Annotated in this window: 16 protein-coding genes; 9 read left to right on the top strand and 7 right to left on the bottom strand. The window is 52.7% G+C overall.

Annotated elements, in window-relative coordinates; translation table 11 throughout:
- Positions 1–26 precede the first annotated feature (26 nt).
- Complete coding sequence (locus tag ACFQ2I_RS16260; protein WP_377565941.1) at positions 27–2,849, bottom strand: glycoside hydrolase family 2 TIM barrel-domain containing protein; 2,823 nt, start codon at positions 2,847–2,849, stop codon at positions 27–29.
- Between the two features lie 233 nt (positions 2,850–3,082).
- Here ACFQ2I_RS16260 and ACFQ2I_RS16265 point away from each other — a divergent pair, with 233 nt between their 5' ends.
- Positions 3,083–3,889, top strand: coding sequence for an AraC family transcriptional regulator (locus ACFQ2I_RS16265; protein WP_377565944.1), 807 nt, complete (start codon positions 3,083–3,085; stop codon positions 3,887–3,889).
- Positions 3,890–4,101: 212 nt separating this feature from the next.
- On the opposite strand, the gene ACFQ2I_RS16270 is transcribed toward ACFQ2I_RS16265, so the two are convergent.
- A complete protein-coding gene (locus ACFQ2I_RS16270; protein WP_262679272.1) occupies positions 4,102–4,221 on the bottom strand; it encodes a YjcZ family sporulation protein in 120 nt (39 codons plus the stop codon).
- A 198-nt stretch (positions 4,222–4,419) separates the two neighbouring features.
- Between ACFQ2I_RS16270 and ACFQ2I_RS16275 the strand changes: the two genes are divergently transcribed.
- Positions 4,420–4,575 (top strand): hypothetical protein, encoded by a 156-nt coding sequence (locus ACFQ2I_RS16275; protein WP_377565947.1) that lies wholly within the window; start codon positions 4,420–4,422, stop codon positions 4,573–4,575.
- A 523-nt stretch (positions 4,576–5,098) separates the two neighbouring features.
- On the opposite strand, the gene ACFQ2I_RS16280 is transcribed toward ACFQ2I_RS16275, so the two are convergent.
- The 4 genes from ACFQ2I_RS16280 to ACFQ2I_RS16295 form a co-directional block, all read right to left on the bottom strand.
- Positions 5,099–5,563, bottom strand: a complete 465-nt coding sequence (locus ACFQ2I_RS16280) for a RidA family protein (RefSeq protein ID WP_377565949.1) — start codon at positions 5,561–5,563, stop codon at positions 5,099–5,101.
- 78 nt (positions 5,564–5,641) lie between these two features.
- Positions 5,642–7,246, bottom strand: a complete 1,605-nt coding sequence (locus ACFQ2I_RS16285) for an N-acyl-D-amino-acid deacylase family protein (protein WP_377565951.1) — start codon at positions 7,244–7,246, stop codon at positions 5,642–5,644.
- Positions 7,247–7,274: 28 nt separating this feature from the next.
- Positions 7,275–8,396: an alanine racemase gene (locus ACFQ2I_RS16290; RefSeq protein ID WP_377565953.1), complete on the bottom strand. Its 1,122-nt coding sequence runs from the start codon at positions 8,394–8,396 to the stop codon at positions 7,275–7,277.
- Between the two features lie 2 nt (positions 8,397–8,398).
- Entirely contained in the window at positions 8,399–9,052 is a 654-nt protein-coding gene (locus ACFQ2I_RS16295; RefSeq protein WP_377565956.1) for a helix-turn-helix transcriptional regulator, read from the bottom strand.
- Positions 9,053–9,300: 248 nt separating this feature from the next.
- Here ACFQ2I_RS16295 and ACFQ2I_RS16300 point away from each other — a divergent pair, with 248 nt between their 5' ends.
- The 5 genes from ACFQ2I_RS16300 (at position 9,301) to ACFQ2I_RS16320 (ending at position 14,575) form a co-directional block, all read left to right on the top strand.
- Complete coding sequence (locus ACFQ2I_RS16300) at positions 9,301–10,344, top strand: CobW family GTP-binding protein (RefSeq protein ID WP_377565959.1); 1,044 nt, start codon at positions 9,301–9,303, stop codon at positions 10,342–10,344.
- A 150-nt stretch (positions 10,345–10,494) separates the two neighbouring features.
- Entirely contained in the window at positions 10,495–11,052 is a 558-nt protein-coding gene (locus tag ACFQ2I_RS16305) for a hypothetical protein (protein WP_377565961.1), read from the top strand.
- 385 nt (positions 11,053–11,437) lie between these two features.
- Complete coding sequence (locus tag ACFQ2I_RS16310) at positions 11,438–11,692, top strand: hypothetical protein (RefSeq protein ID WP_377565963.1); 255 nt, start codon at positions 11,438–11,440, stop codon at positions 11,690–11,692.
- A complete protein-coding gene (locus tag ACFQ2I_RS16315) occupies positions 11,613–13,331 on the top strand; it encodes a hypothetical protein (RefSeq protein WP_377565966.1) in 1,719 nt (572 codons plus the stop codon). The genes ACFQ2I_RS16310 and ACFQ2I_RS16315 overlap by 80 nt, the downstream gene beginning before the upstream one ends.
- An 11-nt stretch (positions 13,332–13,342) precedes the next feature.
- The gene (locus tag ACFQ2I_RS16320; protein ID WP_377565969.1) at positions 13,343–14,575 is read left to right on the top strand and encodes a DegT/DnrJ/EryC1/StrS family aminotransferase; all 1,233 of its coding nucleotides are present in this window, start codon (positions 13,343–13,345) and stop codon (positions 14,573–14,575) included.
- A 77-nt stretch (positions 14,576–14,652) separates the two neighbouring features.
- On the opposite strand, the gene ACFQ2I_RS16325 is transcribed toward ACFQ2I_RS16320, so the two are convergent.
- Positions 14,653–16,029 carry an extracellular solute-binding protein gene (locus ACFQ2I_RS16325; protein WP_377565972.1) on the bottom strand — a complete coding sequence of 459 codons (1,377 nt, stop codon included), beginning with the start codon at positions 16,027–16,029 and terminating at the stop codon, positions 14,653–14,655.
- Positions 16,030–16,252: 223 nt separating this feature from the next.
- On the opposite strand from ACFQ2I_RS16325, the gene ACFQ2I_RS16330 reads away from it, so the two are divergent.
- Positions 16,253–17,455 (top strand): DegT/DnrJ/EryC1/StrS family aminotransferase, encoded by a 1,203-nt coding sequence (locus tag ACFQ2I_RS16330; RefSeq protein ID WP_377565974.1) that lies wholly within the window; start codon positions 16,253–16,255, stop codon positions 17,453–17,455.
- 206 nt (positions 17,456–17,661) lie between these two features.
- On the top strand, positions 17,662–18,603 hold the full coding sequence (locus ACFQ2I_RS16335) for an ABC transporter permease (RefSeq protein WP_377565976.1): 942 nt from the start codon (positions 17,662–17,664) through the stop codon (positions 18,601–18,603).
- Positions 18,604–18,608: the final 5 nt, after the last annotated feature.

Below are 18,608 nucleotides of genomic sequence, written 5' to 3' on the forward strand. Positions count from 1 at the left end.
ATATTCTTCCAGAGCGAATAGACAGTTTACCTGGCCGTTCCCGCTTTCATACCGTAGATACCTAGCAGGTAGATGGCAGGCAGTCCATTGCTGACCGCCGTAACGGTAATGCGGATGTATCTGACTAACGATGCAGTCAGCGCATCCGGTTTAATGTCTTGCCCCGTGCCTTCCTTCTCTAGCATCGTCACCCACTCGCTGCCGTCCTGAGACACCTCTACTCGGTAGCCGTACGTCGTATGATCGCTTTCCCACCAAATCTTGCAGCCGGTAAGATCGTAGTCGCCATCCAAGTCTAAGATGAGCCACTGCGGCGTATTCGCCCCCTGAGCGGCACGCCAGCTCGAGATGAGGCTACTGTCCGTAATGGCCGAGGCGGGATACTCCGACTGCTCGGAGCTAGCCGTCACTCGCTTGCCGAATGCCAGATTGAACTCTCTCAAATTGTACGTTACCGGCTTATGCGTGACATCCGCTTCATACTTGATTATGCCCTTGGGCGGATGCTGATGCAATCCCGGAATATGCTGCTTCCGGTCCGGCAAGGAGGCAAGGCGGATAACCGCGCTCTCCAGTCCTTTGCTCGACGCATGAAGCGTTATCTGTCCCGGCTCTTGCGTGGCTTGCACGAGCACGCCGCCGGCTCCTGCCTCTGCCGTAACGGGATTCGCTCCCGTACGGGGATCGCCATCGTCGACAATCCGGCCGGGACCTTCGATCCTGAAAGCGATGGAAGGATAGGCATCCGTTACGTTCGTACCATGCTCATCCTCGACATACACATGGACCATTATTAGATCGGAGCCATCTGCGATTAGGTCGATGCCGCAATGATCGGCTTCGAGCCGCAGGCGATGAGGTTTCCTGGCCGTACGAACCTTATGCGATGCCGCATATTCGCCTTCGATCCAGCCTCTGGCAGCAAGCTCCCCCGGTTCGAAGGCGATATCCTTGAAGAGGAACGGCGGATGAGGCACACCACTGTAAGTTCGCTCCGGTCTCTTGCGCCCTAGCAATCGGCCGTTCAGCGTCAACTCGATCTCATCACAGTTGCTGAAGACGATGATATCCCTTGTCTCCGAGCCGTCAACACGCCAGTAGCTGGCGATGAAGACGAGTGGTCCGCTTGACGAGACGGCTGTCGCTTGAGACAATGCGGCGGGCTGCCGCTGGCTGCTGTACATGTAATAGCTGAATTTCGGCAGCCTGTATAGATCCAGCACACCTGTAGCGGCAATATTGTCCATATAGCCCCGATTGTGATCGATGCCGGTCCATAGGGCGAAGCCCGCCAATTCCGCTGTGCCAAAGTGAGAATCGATGTAGTCAAGCCGCTCCATGGCGGAGCGCAGCATGGCCGCTTCACCACCGTTGTAGAAATCTCGGTCTCCTCTGGAGCAGCGGTTCTGTGTCTTCTGCGGGCCGAACTGCTCACGGTAATTGTCGCCGAATTCGCGCTTGAACGAAACCTTGTGGGCGGGAACGGAGAGATTGTGATGAGCGTAGACGATGTCGTAGCTCTCCCATGCCGGACGGGAAATATCGCAGGCGGCATAGCATTGATCGCCGGGATATTCCTCATGAACAATCGCATATGTCGTGCGCGCGTAGTCCTCGTCATAATTCGTCTCGTTCAGAATCGGTTCCCAGAATATAACACAGGGATGATTGCGATCCTTCCGCACCATGTCCCGCACATCCTGATAAGAGCGGCTGCGGAACGTCCCGTTGTCACGGAACCATTGCCAGCCCGGCACCGGCACGACGCACATGAGCCCCAACTCGTTGCAAGCCTGCATGAAGGCTTCGGATTGCGGATAATGGCCGAGCCGGATGAAGTTGAAGCCGGCCTGCTTTAGCTTGATCGCATCGCGCCGGTGAAGCGAATCCGGCAGGGCGTCTCCCACGTAGACGTACTCCTGGTGCCGGTTGGCCCCATTCACCTTCAGATGGTTCCCGTTAAGGAAGAAGCCCTCCTGCGGATCGAAGCGGAACCGCCGAATGCCGATCCCAGTAACAGTCTTGTCCACTAACGCATCATCCTGCCAAATCTCCGTCTCCAGCTTGTATAGATGCGGATGATCGGGATGCCACAGTCGAGGTGAGTCGATGACAAGCTGCAAGCGGAACGTCGCATCGCCATGCGGCGGGATGGCAAGCGGTATACTATCCTCCCTGCTAATCGTTACCCCGCTGTCGTCAATCAGTCTGGCGCGGACCTTGCATTCAGCCCCTGTCGCATATTCGTTCTGCACATGCGCGGCCACATCGACGACCGCCTCTTCCTCCGATACGGAAGGATAAGTGACGAACAGGCCGCCTCCGGCCACCTTGTCTGCATGGATTGCATCCGTCATATGGAGCTTATCCGTCTCCAGCAGCCATACATGGCGATATAAGCCGCCGAAGTAACAGAAGTCGAGCTCTGATTGCGGCCTGCCCGGCGGGACGTCCGGCATATCGGAATTGTCGAGCTTCACCGCCACGATGTTGTCCGTCTTCCCGTCGGCATGCACACAGTCCGTTATATCGAAGGTGAAGGGGAGATAACCGCCGTAATGGATGCCGAGCCGTTGCCCGTTCACCCATACTTCCGTCGTATGCTTCGCCCCTTCAAAGTGCAGGAACAGCTTCTTGCCGTCGGATTCCCGAGGCGCATAGAAGTGGCGGCGATACCAGGCCGCCCCTTGATAGTTCACTCCGCCACTGCAGTGCGCGGGCTCTACACGCACCGTATGGGGCAAGTGCACGACCTCCCAGCCGCTATCATCGAAGCCGCTCTCCCAAGCCGTTTCCATATCCCCTCGAAAAAAACGCCAATCCGCATCCATAGACCATTCTGTTCGCATGAGATCAACCATCCGCCTTTCTTTTCTACCATGTGAAGTTTAATTCCAGTATAGAAGAGAGAAGAAGGAGGCGATATATAACAATTCTATTCATTCATATAAAAATCTTAACATTTCTATTTCGTGAAAGAATGCGATTATAGTAAACTACTACTATCAGAATAAAAGAATGTGAATACGACGGTACGGAGGGAGGAAGCGAACTGCGCAAGGGATTTCGCAAGCATCTGCAAGTGACGGACAGGGACAAAGTATTGCCGCTGTATGTGGAGAGCATCGGTTATCTTCCGAAGCAATGCCCGATCAGAAGGAAGAAGGGATATCCCGCTTATCAATGGTTGCAGACTGTAGAGGGGTGTGGCGAATTCCGCTACGAAGCCGGCTCTCATCTGCTGCATCCTGGTCAAGGCTTCCTGATGCCGCCGTCTATGCCGCACAGCTACGAGTCGACAGGCGGAGACTGGTCTATTCTGTTCGTGACGTTCGAAGGAGCGCTGGCGGGCAACATCTTATCGGGGCTTGGGCTGTTGTACCCATGCCAATATGGCATCGGTCAGCGAGTACGGCTGGAGGAGGCGTTGGATGCCATGGTAGGGAAGGCGATGGAGGAGCCCCAATACGGCGGTACCACCAGTACGGCGGATATATACGACTTCCTTGTCCGGCTGAAGCAATTCGGCACGCCCAATGCCGGAGCATCCGCACCGGCGAAGCGGGATCGGCTGATGCCGCTCATTCAGTGGCTTGATGAACGGCATGCCGATCCGTCGCTGTCTCTTACCGATATGGCAGGGTATATGCATCTGACGCCGCAGCGGTTGTCTGCACTGTTCCAATCCGCGATGGGCATCAGCCCTTACGCGTATCTGATCGGCGTCCGGATGCAGAAGGCGAAGGATTATCTGGCCGCTCATTCCGGCATGTCGGTCAAGGAGATTGCCTATGCGACAGGGTATCGCGACGAAAGTCACTTCGTTTCCGCCTTCCGCAAGCAGGCCGGCATGACGCCGAACGCCTTCCGCAGATTGTATTGGCGCTAATAGTGAAAGCCGCCGCATAGCCCAAAAAAATAAGCACAAGCATCCGACCGGCTATATCAGCCTCGAAGCTTGCGCGGTTATGTCATTAAGCAGGAAGTCGGCAAGGGTGCAGCGCTCCCGGAACAAAGTCCGGGGAACACCCACCCTTACCTGTCTACGGGCTAGAGGGCTAAACATGTCACCTATGCATGGAGGTTACATATTGACAAGTATTAGTACCATTTGCCACCGTAGCCGCCGAAGCCGAAGCTGCAAGCGATAATTACCAGAAGAATAAACAGAACCAGAATAGCTCCTACGTTATTATAAGCACCACCAACGCAACCGGACATTGTTACATGCACCTCCTTACGTTTTGGATACGTTGTAGATTATGCGCCGAATGTACCGGATGATTGGGTATATGTCTCCATGGCAATTGAACTTGGTTGTTTGCCCAAGAAGGCGAATGCACAATTATGCGAAGCGCCTATAATTTCCGCCAGAATCTACATAGTATAGTGTACCTAAACAAAAAGGAGTTGAACACTTTGAACTATGCAGCTAATGTATCCGGCGGTGTCAATCAGCACTATCCAGTTGCTGGCGCTTCGACCGGCGTAGGCGGTTACAATACAATCGGAGCCATCCTCGTTCTCTTCATTCTTCTTGTCATTATTATACGCGTCGTATGCTGCTCTTACTAGTTCATGCCTTCCAGCGCGCGTGACAGCACTGATTGCCTGATTAGGTTTTCCACAGTGTCACGCGGATAAGGATGAAGCTCCTCCCCAAGTGCATAGTCGCTTGGGGATTTCTCTCACACAGCTTAATGCGGCAATGAATCATAATGCTTAAGGTATGGGGCGCGTCTTGATTGCCACTGTGAAGCGGGCAAGGCGAACGCACAATTTTCTGGAATGCCTATACATTATAGCGGAATCGTCATAGGATACTGTACCTTAACAAAAAGGAGCTGAAAAACTTGAACTACGCAGCTAATGTTGCAGGAGGAGCCAATCCACAATACCCGGTCGGCGGCGCATCGTGCGGAGTCGGCGGTGCTTACAATAATGTTGGAGCCATTCTGGTCCTCTTTATTCTACTCGTGATCATTTCATGCTCGTTTAGATTCTACTGAGTCGAAGAAAACTGGAAACCCCCAAGCGCTAGCGCGCTTGGGGGTTTTTGCGTGTGTAGGCCCAAGGTAGATGTGCCTGACAAGCTGAATTAGTCACGGATTTCCGCAATCAACTCAATCTCGACAGGTGTGTGGAACGGAAGGTCGCTCGTTCCGATCGCGGAGCGCGCATGCTTGCCGTTCTCGCCGAATACGTCGATCAGCAGATCGGAGGCGCCGTTAATGACATAGGGCTGATCGCCGAAGCCCGGAGCGCTGTTGACGAATGCCAATATTTTGACGATTTTCACGATGCGATCCAGATCGCCCAGATGCGCCTTCATCGCTGCCAGCAAGTTGATGACGACTTGGCGCGCCGCTTCCTGTCCTTGCTCGATCGTCAGGTCGGAGCCGATCTTGCCCTCGTACATCAGCACGCCGTCGATGCGGCAGTCGAATCCGGACGTATAGATCAGGTTGCCCGTTTGATTGACAGGAATATAAGAAAATTTCGGTGCTGTTGTTTCCGGAAGCGTAATACCCAGCTCTTGCAGACGTTGGTCGATTCTAGACATGTTAATCAGTCTCCTTCGGTATCTGTAGTGAATTGTTGTTCCCTGTCCCCAGTGACAGGATGGATGAGGCAGCTTGCGTTAATGCGAGCAGCAGCGATGCGCCCGGATGAGGCTGCCTTCGCGCTTGTGCGTATGCCGGCCGTGCTCCATCGTGATGTGACCGCCGACAAGCGTCATCGAGAAGCCGTCCGGATGCTGGCGCGGCTCTGCGAAGGTGGCCGTATCCTGAATCGTATCCTTATTGAATACGGTCAGGTCGGCGGCGTAGCCGGGTACGATCAGCCCGCGCTTGCCCAGCTTGAAGCGCTGCACGGGGAAGGAAGTCAGCTTGCGCACCGCCTGCTCCAGCGATAGCACACCGTCCTCGCGCACATATTTGGCGAAGACACGCGGGAAGGTGCCGTATGTGCGGGGATGCGGCTTGCCGATCTCGCAGTTCAGGCTGTCGGAGGCGATCAGCGACTTCTCGTAGGCGATCACTTGCTTCACGTCCTCGTCGGACATATGGAAGTAGACGATCGCGATCTGTCCGTTCTCCTCCAGCAGCAGATCCATCATGCAATCGACGGGATGCTGGCCGCGAAGCTCCGCAATCTCGGCGATATGCTTGCCTTCCAGATGCTTGTTCGCCTGCGACTGCAGCGCCGAGACGATAATGCTCTGCCAGCCGGTGGAGCAGACGAGATTGTCCCAATCGTCTTGCTCGCGGCTCAGCTCATCCTTGATGCGGACGCGCAGAGCAGGATCGCGGAAGGCGGCGAGCGTCGACTCGATGCCGCCCTCCAGCACCCACGGCGGAAGCACGGTTGTCAGCGTCGTCGAGCCTGCATGGTAGGGATAGACGTCGACCGTGACGTCCATGCCGCGCGAGCGGGCGGCTTCCACCAGCTCCAGCGCATCCATCACCTTGCCCCAATTCGCGCGGCCGGCCGCCTTCAGATGGCTGATGTGGAGCGAGATGCCGGCTTGCTCGGCGATCCAGATCACTTCCTGGACGGAAGGCAGCAGATTGTTGCCCTCGCCGCGGATATGCGTGGACAGGAGGCCGTCGTACTTCGGCAGTACGCTGCATAGCTCCGCCAGTTCCTCACGGGACGTATAGCTGCCCGGCGCATACAGCAAGCCGATCGACAAGCCGATCGCGCCCGCCCGCATGCCTTCCTCCAGCAGCTCCTTCATCCGTGCGATCTCAGCCGCTGTGGCAGGGCGATTCTCGAAGCCCATGACGGCAATGCGAAGCGCGCCATGCGCGACATAGGTGGCGATATGCTCCGATGGATTGGAACGGGCGACAAAGTCCATATATTGCCCGACCGTCTCCCACGGCCATTCCCAGCTGGTGCTGCCCAGCACCGGCTGCACATAAGTCTGCAGCAGCTTCGCCTTGCTACGGATGAACGGCGCGGGGGCGAGCCCGCAGTTGCCGACGACTTCCGTCGTCACGCCTTGCTGCATTTTCACTTCGCTGTGGGGGTGATCGATAATCATCAGGTCGGAGTGGCAATGGCCGTCGATGAAGCCGGGCGAGATGATCTGCTTGCCGACGTCGATTACGCGATGCGCCTCTTGGTCGATATGCCCGACGGCCGCGATGACGCCATCCTTGATGCCGACATCGCCCCGATACCAGGGATTGCCGCTGCCGTCGACGATTTTACCGTTTTTCAATACGAGATCCAGCATGTTCAGCCAAGCTCCCTTCTCTTGTTCGCTACACTAGAAGTCCGCGTGCGGCTACCGCCGTTCTGGTCAAGGCGCCGTCCGTATCCTGCAGGTAGACATAGTTGTGCAAATTCACGGTGCTGCATATATGATTCGGAATAATCGCGATCATGTCGCCTACTTCGTACAAGCTGTCGGGCGTTACGGCGATGACGCCGTGCTCCTCGTTCATTCGCAGGAACACCGCCTCCTCATCGCCGACGATATGCCCGAAGCCCTTCAGATGAAGCGGCGCCTTGTCCGGCTGCACGTCCGTGGCGAACGTCTTGCTGCCTCCGTCGATGACGATTCGGTCACGGGCGGGACGGCTGACGACCGTCGCCCATACCGCGCCGGCGCAATCGTCCAGGGAGCATAGCCCGAAGGCTGCCTGCATCCGGTCTTGATATATATAGGTGCCCGGTCGAACCTCCGTAATGCCGTCGATCTCGGCTGCATACAGGGCGGTCGGCGAAGAGCCGACGCTAACATCCCGAATGTCCAGCCCGGCAGCACTCATCGCATCGGCGACACGGACCATCAACCGCCCTTCCTCGTGCCCGGCTGCCTGCAAGTCCATCGTAGCCCGGCCTTGCAGCATGGCGCCGCGATAGGTGAAGATGCCTGTTAAGGACACGCCTTCAAGCGCGTCAATATTCTGCGCCAGCTCTACAGCTGCGCCAGGGTCTGCGCCCGTGCGCTGCAGGCCGGATTCAATCTCCAGTCGCAACTCCAGCGGGCAGTCAGCGAGCACTGCTGCGCTGGAGATCATCGCCGCTCCCTCCAGACTGTCTACGCCTATAATTAGTCGCACGCCTGACTGCGCAAGCTTGATGGCGCGCTCCAGCTTCGGCTGTCCAACGACGGGATAAGCAACGAACAGATCTTTCACGCCTGCGGCCGCTAGCACTTCCGCTTCTCCCAGCTTCGCTACGGTTATGCCGGCTGCCCCGGCCGTCAGCTGCCGCTTCGCCATCTCTGGCAGCTTATGCGTCTTCGCGTGCGGCCGCAAGCTGACACCGAGCCGATGAATGGCCGCCGCCATGCGGGCAATGTTGGTGTCAACTGCATCGCTGTTAATCACGATGCAGGGCGTCTCTACACCTTGCGCGAGCGTCCAGTCCCTACTCATCTTCATTCGCCTCCTGATTGTTCCGATGATTTCGACTCTTCCAAATAGTTGTACAGCGTATATTTCGATATGCTCAAATAACTGCAGATGCGCTCCCCCGACTTTTTGATCAGAAACGCTCCCTTCCTATCCAGCAAGTGAATGAACCGTATTTTATCCCCCTTGTCCATAAGCGCTGGAGGCTTGCCGACCACATCCTGCGCTTCCTGTATCAACGTATCCAGCAACTCGTTCACATTGCTGACGAACGATTCCCGCACCGGGGCTAGACCGCTTGCCGTCAGTGACTGGATTGTTTTCTCCGCGACCATCAGATCGGTAATGTCATAGTTGATGCACAGAGCTCCGATGATCTTTCCTGCTTCGTTTTTCATATAGATGGAGGTGGAGCGCAGAATTCGTCCATCGGCAGTCTGCGTAATATAGTTGTGCCGGTTGTCCCCGTCGGATGTTCCCCTCATAATCTCCAGTCCCAGATTCGTGCCGGGATCGCCTACTTTGCGCCCTGTTACATGCCCGTTCTCTATGGCTACGATCGTGCTGTCGTAAGGTCTGGACCAGTCATGTACGACGACTTCGCAATTGTCGCCGAATTGGGCCGCAATCCCCTTGGCCAGCTCTGTCAGAAGCGGCAATTCCATTGCTATGGATTCCATCTCATCCCCCCGGGTCTCCAATTAATGTCTCTGATGAACACATGGTACTATGCGGGTTGTAAAAAATCAAACAAAAATTTTGTTGTACTAAAAAAAAGTATGATGAGTCAGGTGTGACAAGCTGCTGGATCTCAAAATGTGCATAACTGCTGCCGATTCGATATAATGCTCATGAATGCTTATAAAAGGAAAATAGGTTGAAACGTATCGGGAATGAAATACCGACTGGGAAGAGGAATGAGCTTGCAATGACGAATAAGCTTGCAAAGACGAATAAGCTTACAATGACGGAACGAGTGACACCGGTTATCTTGCTGTCGGGATTCCTGGGCAGCGGCAAAACAACGTTATTGGGCAATCTGCTGCAACAATATAAGGAAAAAGGCCTGAAGCCCGCCGTAGTCATGAACGAGATCGGCGACACCAATCTGGACGGACAGCTGGTAGACGACGATGTGCCGCTGACCGAGTTGCTAAGCGGATGCATCTGCTGTTCGATGAAAGGAGATCTCGGTCTGGAGCTGTACAAGCTCCTAAGCGAGAGCCAGCCTGATGTCATTATCATTGAATCGACAGGCGCCGCTAATCCGATGGAAACGATTGACGCCGTTACGGAAGCGTCGATGTACAAAACGGTGGAATTAACGTCTATCCTCACTGTCGTGGATGGACCAGAGCTATTAAGACGGCACAAGACAGGCAAGGGGAGAACCTTCAAATTAATGAAAGAGCAAATTCGTTGTGGGACTCATCTGCTCCTTAACAAGTCAGACAAACTGATGCCGGAAGAAATTGTGGAGGCTCAGCAACTGCTGCGAGACTGGAACAGTCATGCCTCCATCATGGAAACGGTAAGGTGTCAGCCTGCTGACTGGGACTGGCTGACAGAAGAGCGTTCAGTACGCCCCTTACCACTGAACCACGAAGAAGCCAGGCATACTGGGAATGATGAAGAGGCAGAAGAGAAGCCGGGAACAACGAACGCAGCAGATCATCATCATTCCCATAGCCATGTCATGGTACTTACGCATTATTGGAAGAAGCCCATCGACAGCGAATCGTTTGAAGTGCTGTTGAACAAGCTGCCGGACAATATCTACCGTGCCAAAGGGATTTTAACGTTTCGTGATACGCCGAGCCGCTTTCTGTTCCAATATGCGTTCAAGGAGACGGATTTCATGCGAATAGAGCCGCAGGACGAGGTGCGCGACGTAGCCGTCTTTATTGGAGAGCACTTCTCCAAGGAATGGCTGATGAGACAGCTGGAACGATTGGAGCAGGAAGTGGAATAATGTCGTGTCATACATCAGGGCTCGGATAAGTAATCGATAGCCTGCTTATGTCTAGATATTGGGGTTAATGGTAACAATAATCGAAATGAGGCGGTTGATGCGCTGCACAATACGCCTTCCATACCGCAACCTAGAGAGGTGAGAGCAGGAATGACAGGAAAACGATCGATTGTGACGCTTGCAACAGCATTCGCGCTCGCTGCCATGCTCAGCTATTCTTCTCCCGCTGCGCATGCCGAGCAGTCAGAGGTGCCTGCTGCGCCAGCTGTTGAGCAAGATGCCGCGCAGAAGCGGAACGAAAGTGCTGGACATGGGGCCAAGCAACAACCAAACGGCAGCGCCGGACAAGGGAAACAGACGCAACAGAATGGTGGCTCCGGAGAGCAGCAGCCTAAAAGCGGCTTGACGCGTGCGGAATTCGAGGCTTACCGCCTTCAAAAGCTAAGAGAAGCGGCGGCTTACTTCGGTATTGAGACAGAAGGCAAAAATGCTGAGCAGTTGAAGAAGGAACTGCAAGCAGCCAAAGAAGCCAACAAAGAGAAGTGGGAAGCGTTCAAAGCCGAAAACAGGGCAAAACACGAAGAGTACTTGCGCAAAATGGCGGAGTCGCAAGGGATCGAGACAGAAGGCAAAACGGCGGAACAGCTCAAGCAGGAGCTTATGGAGCGGCATGGCGTTAAAGATATACGGAAATTTATGAATAAGTAGAGGACGTCGGAATTCCTGGGAACGGAATATGTAGTACGAATAGACATGGACAGCAATGAACAAGGTACAGCTCTTCAAGAACGTTGAAGGGTCTGTGCCTTTTTTTTCTTTGTGTAAGCTATCTGATGAGCTGTAGGCGATGCGATGTGACCTCGGTAGACAGCGAAGTGGGCGAACGGAGAAATGCAGGCGATGTAAGCTCGATCGGAGCCAGGAAAGTAGGCGAGGTCCCGGTCAATACGGTTGAGCTGTCTTTCGTTGTCAAAAACGATTGACAGAATGATGAGTTGATAGTACTTTATATAGTAATACAAGTATAATACATGTATTGAAAATGGGGTGGGATGGAAGCAACATACTCGAGGCTTGTGCAGGGGAAGCTCCAGTGAGAGCTATGGAGCCAGAAAACAAGGAGGCGAGCAGGCAGGAGAAAGTGAAAATGAAGGTTGTCAAGCTGAACGGAAGATTGCAGCGTGACGGACGGATTCAAAGTAGTGTCTATGATGAGTTGAGAGCACCTTATCTATCTATCATACAAGCAGAAAAGGACGGATATGACTATGAGAATGGCACGAGTCGGTATATTGCTGGATCAGGCGGCGAAGATGCGGCGTCATCGATATGGCTTCAACGTGTTTGAGGCTTTTGCAGGAGAAGTGTTGTCGCATGCGGGAATTCCTTTTCAATGGATTGATCATGTTAGCGATGTGACAGAGCGTCAACTGGATGTGCTGATTGTCGCCTGTATGGATGAGCATGAGGACAATGCGGAGACGATATGGAGCTTTGCAGAGCAAGGCGGGGCGGTCATCTCCTATGCAGGATTAAAGTGCTTGACATCCAGACTAGGCTGCAGAGCGGAACGGGATATTACGGTAGGTTATGCAAGCGCTTCATTACAAGAAGAAGAGAGAAGTCTGCTTCGCTTCCTCAAGGCGAGGCCGTGGCTGCAGCAAGACGGAGAGCAAAACAATGCAGTCGTTCAAGCAAGCGGCAGCCTGCGGAAGGATGAGCCGGCAGGACGGGAAGCGGGAGCGGCGCTGCTGCAGTTTTCCATTGGCAAGGGTCGTATCGATCGGTGGGCGGTCAACATCCCCTATACACTCGTACATTTTCAACAGGGGACGGAGCCGGTGCTTGACGATGGAATTCCGGCAACGGATGGCAGCGGCGCAGTAGATGAGGGGATTTTGAAGGCTGACGACCGTATCGCGCTGGATTGGGAGTATGATCGCACGACAACGGAAACCTCCGCCCCCTATTTTAAAGAGCCGTATGCGGATTTATGGAAAGAGGTCATGATCGAGCATTTATTGAAACTGGTTTTGGAGCAGGGACTAACATTGCCTTTTATAAGCTACTGGCCGGATGGCATATCCAGCGTGGCTACGATCTCGCACGACAGCGACTTGAACATTGACGAAAGCGCGGAAGCGACACTGGATACCCTGCGCGATTGCGGCATTCAGTCCACGTGGTGCATGATCGAGCCCGGGTACAGCCCTTATATCTATGACAAAGTCAAGCAGGCCGGACACGAGCTCGCTTTTCACTACAATGCGCTGGAAGCGAATGACGGGAAATGGGATGAGGCGGAATTCGACAGGCAATTCGCTTGGCTGAAGCAGGCGATTGGCGCAGACCGCGTCACCTCCAACAAAAATCATTATACGATCTTCCAAGGCTGGAGCGAATTGTTCGATTGGTGCGAGCATCACGGTATCGAAGTGGATCAGACGAGAGGGCCGAGCAAGCGAGGCAATATCGGATTTCTGTTTGGCACATGCCATCCTTATTTCCCTATCGCGTGGTTCGATCAGGGCAATCGCTCGTACAATGTATTGGAGATCAGTTTCCTTACACAGGATTTGGATCATCATCTACTGGCTGACTCCAGTGTGGTGGAGCCCTTCCTTGAACAGGTCATGCGGGTAGAGGGAGTAGCCCATTTCCTGTTCCACCAAGTGCACATCCTGAATCAGGAGCCGGTGAACAAGGCCATTCGCAAGGTGGTAGCCGAAGCTCGGGAGCGTGGCTTTACCTTCTGGACATCTCAACAGATTAACGACTGGGAACGGGCGAGACGGAAGGTGTGCATTACCGGAATCGATGCCAATGCAGAGGCGAGAGTCAAGCATGGCACAGAACTGAAAGATGCGGTTGTGTGGATACCTGTGCAGGAAGGCGCGGCGAATCGGGAGATCGTGAATCGGTTCGGGGTCCCTTGCGTCAAGCAAGTGCTCGGAGCCCCCAGAACAACTATTCCAAGTCTTAGTTAGGAGTGGAGACGATGCATGAGAGACTGGCTATTCATGGCGGTCCAAAAGTGAAGGATACGCCATTCGGCAGCGGCAGCCGATTCGGGCTTGCAGAAGCGCAAGAGCTGCTGGAAGCGCTCCAGCAGAATACGTTATTCTACCATACAGGGAGCAAAGTGAAGCAATTCCTGTCGGACTTCAATGCGCTGTACGGGGTGAAATACAGTGTAGCGGCATCTTCGGGCACCGCAGCCATTCATGTTGCGCTAGGAGCGGCCGGAATTACGGTAGGCGATGAGGTCATTACAAGTCCGATTACCGACCAGGGAACACTTGTTGGCATCTTGTATCAGAATGCGATACCGGTATTTGCCGATTTGGACCCGCATACCTACAACATGGACCCTGCTTCAATCGAAGAGCGCATCACTGATCGAACGAAGGCGATTCTAGTCGTTCATCTGGCGGGAAATGCTTGTGATATGGATGCCATTATGGCGATTGCCGTGAAGTATAAGCTGAAGGTAATCGAAGATTGCGCTCAAAGCTATCTGACGCGATATAAGGGCAGACTGGCGGGGACGATCGGCGATTACGGCTGCTTCAGCACGAACGACTTCAAGCACATTTCAACGGGGGACGGCGGGATCGTCACCGTCAATTCAGGCCAACAATCCGATTACTATAGAACGCACGCCTTCGCGGATAAAAACTATATGCGATTCGGAGGCGACGTTATTCGAGATCTGCATTATGTCGCTCCTAATTATCGCATGACTGAGCTGCAGGGCGCTGTAGGCATCGCTCAATTGAAGAAGCTTGCCTGGATTTGCGACGCGCGTCAGCGGTATGGTGACCTTGTAACCGAAGGGATCTCCGGGCTTCAAGGCATTGCTCCCCATCACGTGCAAGCGGGTAATGCCTGCACTTATTGGTTCTACATGTTCCGCATAGATGAAGATGTGCTAAATTGCAGCCGTGAGGAATTCAGTTACGCGCTTGCGGAGGAAGGAATTGCGAACACTGCGGGCTACATTCCCGATGTCGTCTACATGCAGCCTTTATTCCAGCAGCGCCAAGCCTATCTGAACAGCGGCTTTCCCTTCGAGCTGTCGGATGTGTCTTATGAACGGGGATTATGCCCCTCGGCCGAGCGAATATTGCAGACGGCGATTCGGATCGGCATTAATGAATTTTATACCGAAGAGGATATTAAGGATATCGTCAGAGGGATTCGGAAAGTGGCAGAATACTATAAAAAATAAAGTAGTAAGGTAAACGCAAGGTCCCTTGCTCCTCCAGATTGAGAGAGAAGCAGGGGTCCTTGGCGGCATGCCATGTATTAATCGTTCATGATGGCGATCATCTTCTCTGCGAATTCTTCCGCGGATTCGATTCCGGCCCAGAATAAGTGCATTTCTTTCACGATCTGTTCAATATTGCTGGTGTCACCGAAAAGTTCATCAATAAAATAACTGTTCATCGTAATGTCCTCGTTGATATTTAGAGATTGGAACATTGATGTGCCCCAATTCTTCTCATTGACTTGCTGAAGCGGGGACATTAAGTTGGCTTCGTTGCCCAGCTTCTCTTGCATGGAAGGAGAGAGCGCCTTCTGCACGAAGCGGATGGCCATCTCCTGTTCGTTGCTGGCTTCGGGGACCATGAACGCATTGGCTGTGAGCAGCGTGCCCTTATGGTCGCCGAATGGCATGGACGCGACTTTAGGCTCAAATCCGCTAATGCTGTCGCTCCAACCCGCCATCTCGAGCGAGGTCGTCATCATCATCGCCGCTTTTCCCTTGATGAAGGCTTCCGAATTGAGGAGGTATTGCGGCGATAAAGTAGCAACGCGATGCCGGTACAAGAGGTCATGAATGAATGACAGTGTGTTGACTAGCGGCTCCTTCTCGCAATTGGTCTTGAAGTTGCCTCCGTTCTGTAGCACGAGGACAGGCCAACGCCCAAGTGAAGAAGAAAGAGATAAACCATACTGGTCGTTGATCCCGTCGCCATTCGTATCCATTGTGAGACGATGCGCGGCCTCTAGAAACTCTTCCAGTGACCACCGTTCAGTAGGCTCAGGCACCTGATGCTTACGGAATAATTCGGGATTGTACGTTAAATAAACTGACGAGAAGGTTGTGATCGCTCCTTGCAGCTTCTGATCCCGCAGGAATGCTCTGCGAAGGCACGGATAAATCATATTGGAGTAGTCCGGGAGGTAAGGCATCAGGTCAAGGAACTCCAGTGAAGTGTCCGCATTGCTGAAGTGACGGTCGGTAACTAGAATGACATCCGGCTGCAGCCCAAGCTCCACACTGGACTGTACAGTGTCCCAGAATTCATTCGCCGAGAAGTTGAGGCACTTGATTTTCACATTGGGATTCTCTTTTTCAAATTCTTCAATGATGAGTGGGAGTCCATGATCGAAGAAATGAGAGGGAGATATGGAGAAGATTCGCAGCACCTTGTCAGATGAATTCTCCACGATTAAGTCGGGGTTTACGATTGTGCCTTGTCCGACCTTTTTAATAATTAATCCTTCCTGCGCCAACTGCTCCAGTGACTTTCTGACGGAAGTCCGGCTAATACCGTAATGATTGCATAGATCGTTCTCCGACAGGAGAAAGTTTCCAGGCTTGATGTAACCGGACATAATTTGTTCGCGCAAAATATTGGCGAGCTTGGAATAGCGGAATTTGCTTTCTCTTTTCATTTTTTCGACTCCTGTACCCATTCAATTGATCAATCTTATGCTCCTATTTTAGTGCAGAATTGAAATGAATACAAGTTCAATACAATACAAGGCCGAGATACGCCAGTTATATGTCAGCAGAAGGTCTTTTGCAAACTATACTGGTAATTTATTGCGATTCATAATAAAATACAAGTATGATACATATATCTAATTATTCATTGAGAAGAAAGGGGTTATGGGGATGAATCAATTAGCTATCGATGGAGGAACACCGATTAGAACGAAAGCGTTTCCACAATGGCCTGTATATGGGGAGATGGAAGAACGCCTGTTGCTGGAAGTTCTGCGCTCCGGGAAATGGGGAGGCAGCACGCCGGACAAGCTGAAGCAATTGGAAGCGAAATTCGCAGAAATTCATGGTGCTGCGTATGCGGTCAGCGTGATTAATGGAACAGTGGGCATTACTGTAGCGCTTCAAGCGGCAGGAGTCCGCTCGGGCGATGAGGTCATCATGCCTCCTTATACCTTCATAGCGACAGCCACTTCATCCTTGCTCTTCGGAGCGATTCCGGTATTTGCCGATGTGGAGGAAGATACACTGCAGCTGGACCCCGAGAAGGTAGAGGCGGCGATCACGCCCAGGACCAAGGCGATTGTTACGGTGCATATCGGGGGTGCGTCCTCCAACATGACAAGGCTCAAGGAAATTGCGGATCGTCACCACCTGCGCTTGATTGAAGATTCGGCTCAGGCTGTGGGAGCGCAGTGGGAGGGAAAAGGTGTCGGCTCGCTGGGCGATCTGGGTACGTTCAGCTTCCAATCCAGCAAGAATGTCAACTCCGGTGAAGGAGGCATGATACTGACGAATGACAAGGACTTGGCGGATATGGCATGGTCCCTGACGAACGTTGGACGTATCAGAGAAGGAGCATGGTATCAGCATGAGCATATCGGCTGGAACCTGCGAATGACGGAATTTCAAGGAGCTGTGTTGCTGGGGCAATTGAGCAGGCTTGATGAGCAGTTGGCTGTCAGAGAACGCAACGGAGGATTGCTTACAGAGCTTCTGAGTGAGACGGAAGGCATCGAGGTGCTTCGCAGAGACCCTCGCATTACCAGACACGCCTATCATCTCTATATGTTCAAGCTTGCTCCGGAACTGGCGGAATCGGTTGACAAGAACGATGTGATTGCCAAGATAGCGGCGGAAGGCATTCCCGTAAGCGCCGGCTATGTTTCTCTGAATTTGAATAAAGCGGTACTGAATGAGATTGAGAGATGGACGGGCAGCAAGCCAAGCTATTCGTGCCCGATTAGTGAGAAGCTGAGCAGCAAACAAGCCATCTGGGTGCATCAAAACGCTCTGTTGGCGGAAGAATCGGATATGCACGATATTGCCGCAGCTGTGAAGAAGGTCGTACATTCTCTGAAGATTAAGAATTAAAAGAACGAAGTCCAATTCACATGATCTTGTCTACGCTCATGATTCCAGGCTTTTTTATCGCGGATCGATGAGGGCGTCTCTAAGGGATCGCCCTTATTTTAAAAAAAAAGAACCTGTTATATACTTGTACTATTATATTGATCGAGTTATACTGATCTATATCAATTTGTATGCGGTTTCATAGTGAGGGAGTGAAGAACATACATATGGCGGAGCAAGTATTGATGCAGCAGGCTGTTTCGAAACGGAAGTCCCTTCTGGGCTCTATTTATCGTCACAAATGGCTGTACTTTATGATGATTCCGGGGATTCTCTATTTCGGTATCTATCATTACGGTCCCATGGGGGGCTTGATGATCGCTTTTCAAGATTACAACTTACTGAAAGGGGTATTCGGTAGTCCCTGGGTCGGCTTTCAGAACTTTGCCTTCATCTTCAACACACCTGACTTTTACCGACTTCTATCGAACACATTGATCATCAGTGTGTATCGCATCGTCTTCGGGATGCTGCCGGATGTCCTTCTTGCGATTCTGCTTAATGAGATTCGTTCCGTTTGGTTCAAGAAGACGGTGCAGACGATTACCTACGGACCTTATTTTCTCTCGTGGGTCGTCATTTACGGAATCGCCTTTGCCTTCCTGTCCAATGAAGGACTGTTGAACTTCGGGTTGAAATCAATGGGAGCGAATCCGGTCGAGTTCCTTACCGCGGATGAATATTTCCGAAGCATTCTCGTCGTGACGGATATTTGGAAGAATACAGGCTATGGCGCAATCATCTATTTAGCCTCGTTGGCAACGATTAATCCTCAATTATATGAAGCGGCAGTTGTGGACGGGGCGGGGCGATGGCGGCAAATATGGCATATTACGCTGCCAGGCATTCGAGATGTATTCGTTCTGCTGCTGATCTTGCGTATCGGGCACATTCTCGATGCGGGTTTTGATCAAGTCTATATTTTCTTGAATGCGAGAGTGTACGAAGTTGGTGATATTATCGATACTTGGGTATTTAGGATGGGAATCGAAGAATTGAACTTTAGCGTAGCGGCCGCTACAGGATTTTTCAAATCCATTATCGGTCTGATGCTCGTGATCCTTGCAAATCAGATCGCCAAGAAGCTCGGCGGATCGGGAATATGGTAGAGGAG

The organism is Paenibacillus chungangensis (assembly GCF_042675905.1).
GTDB classification, from domain to species: Bacteria; Bacillota; Bacilli; order Paenibacillales; family Paenibacillaceae; genus Pristimantibacillus; species Pristimantibacillus chungangensis.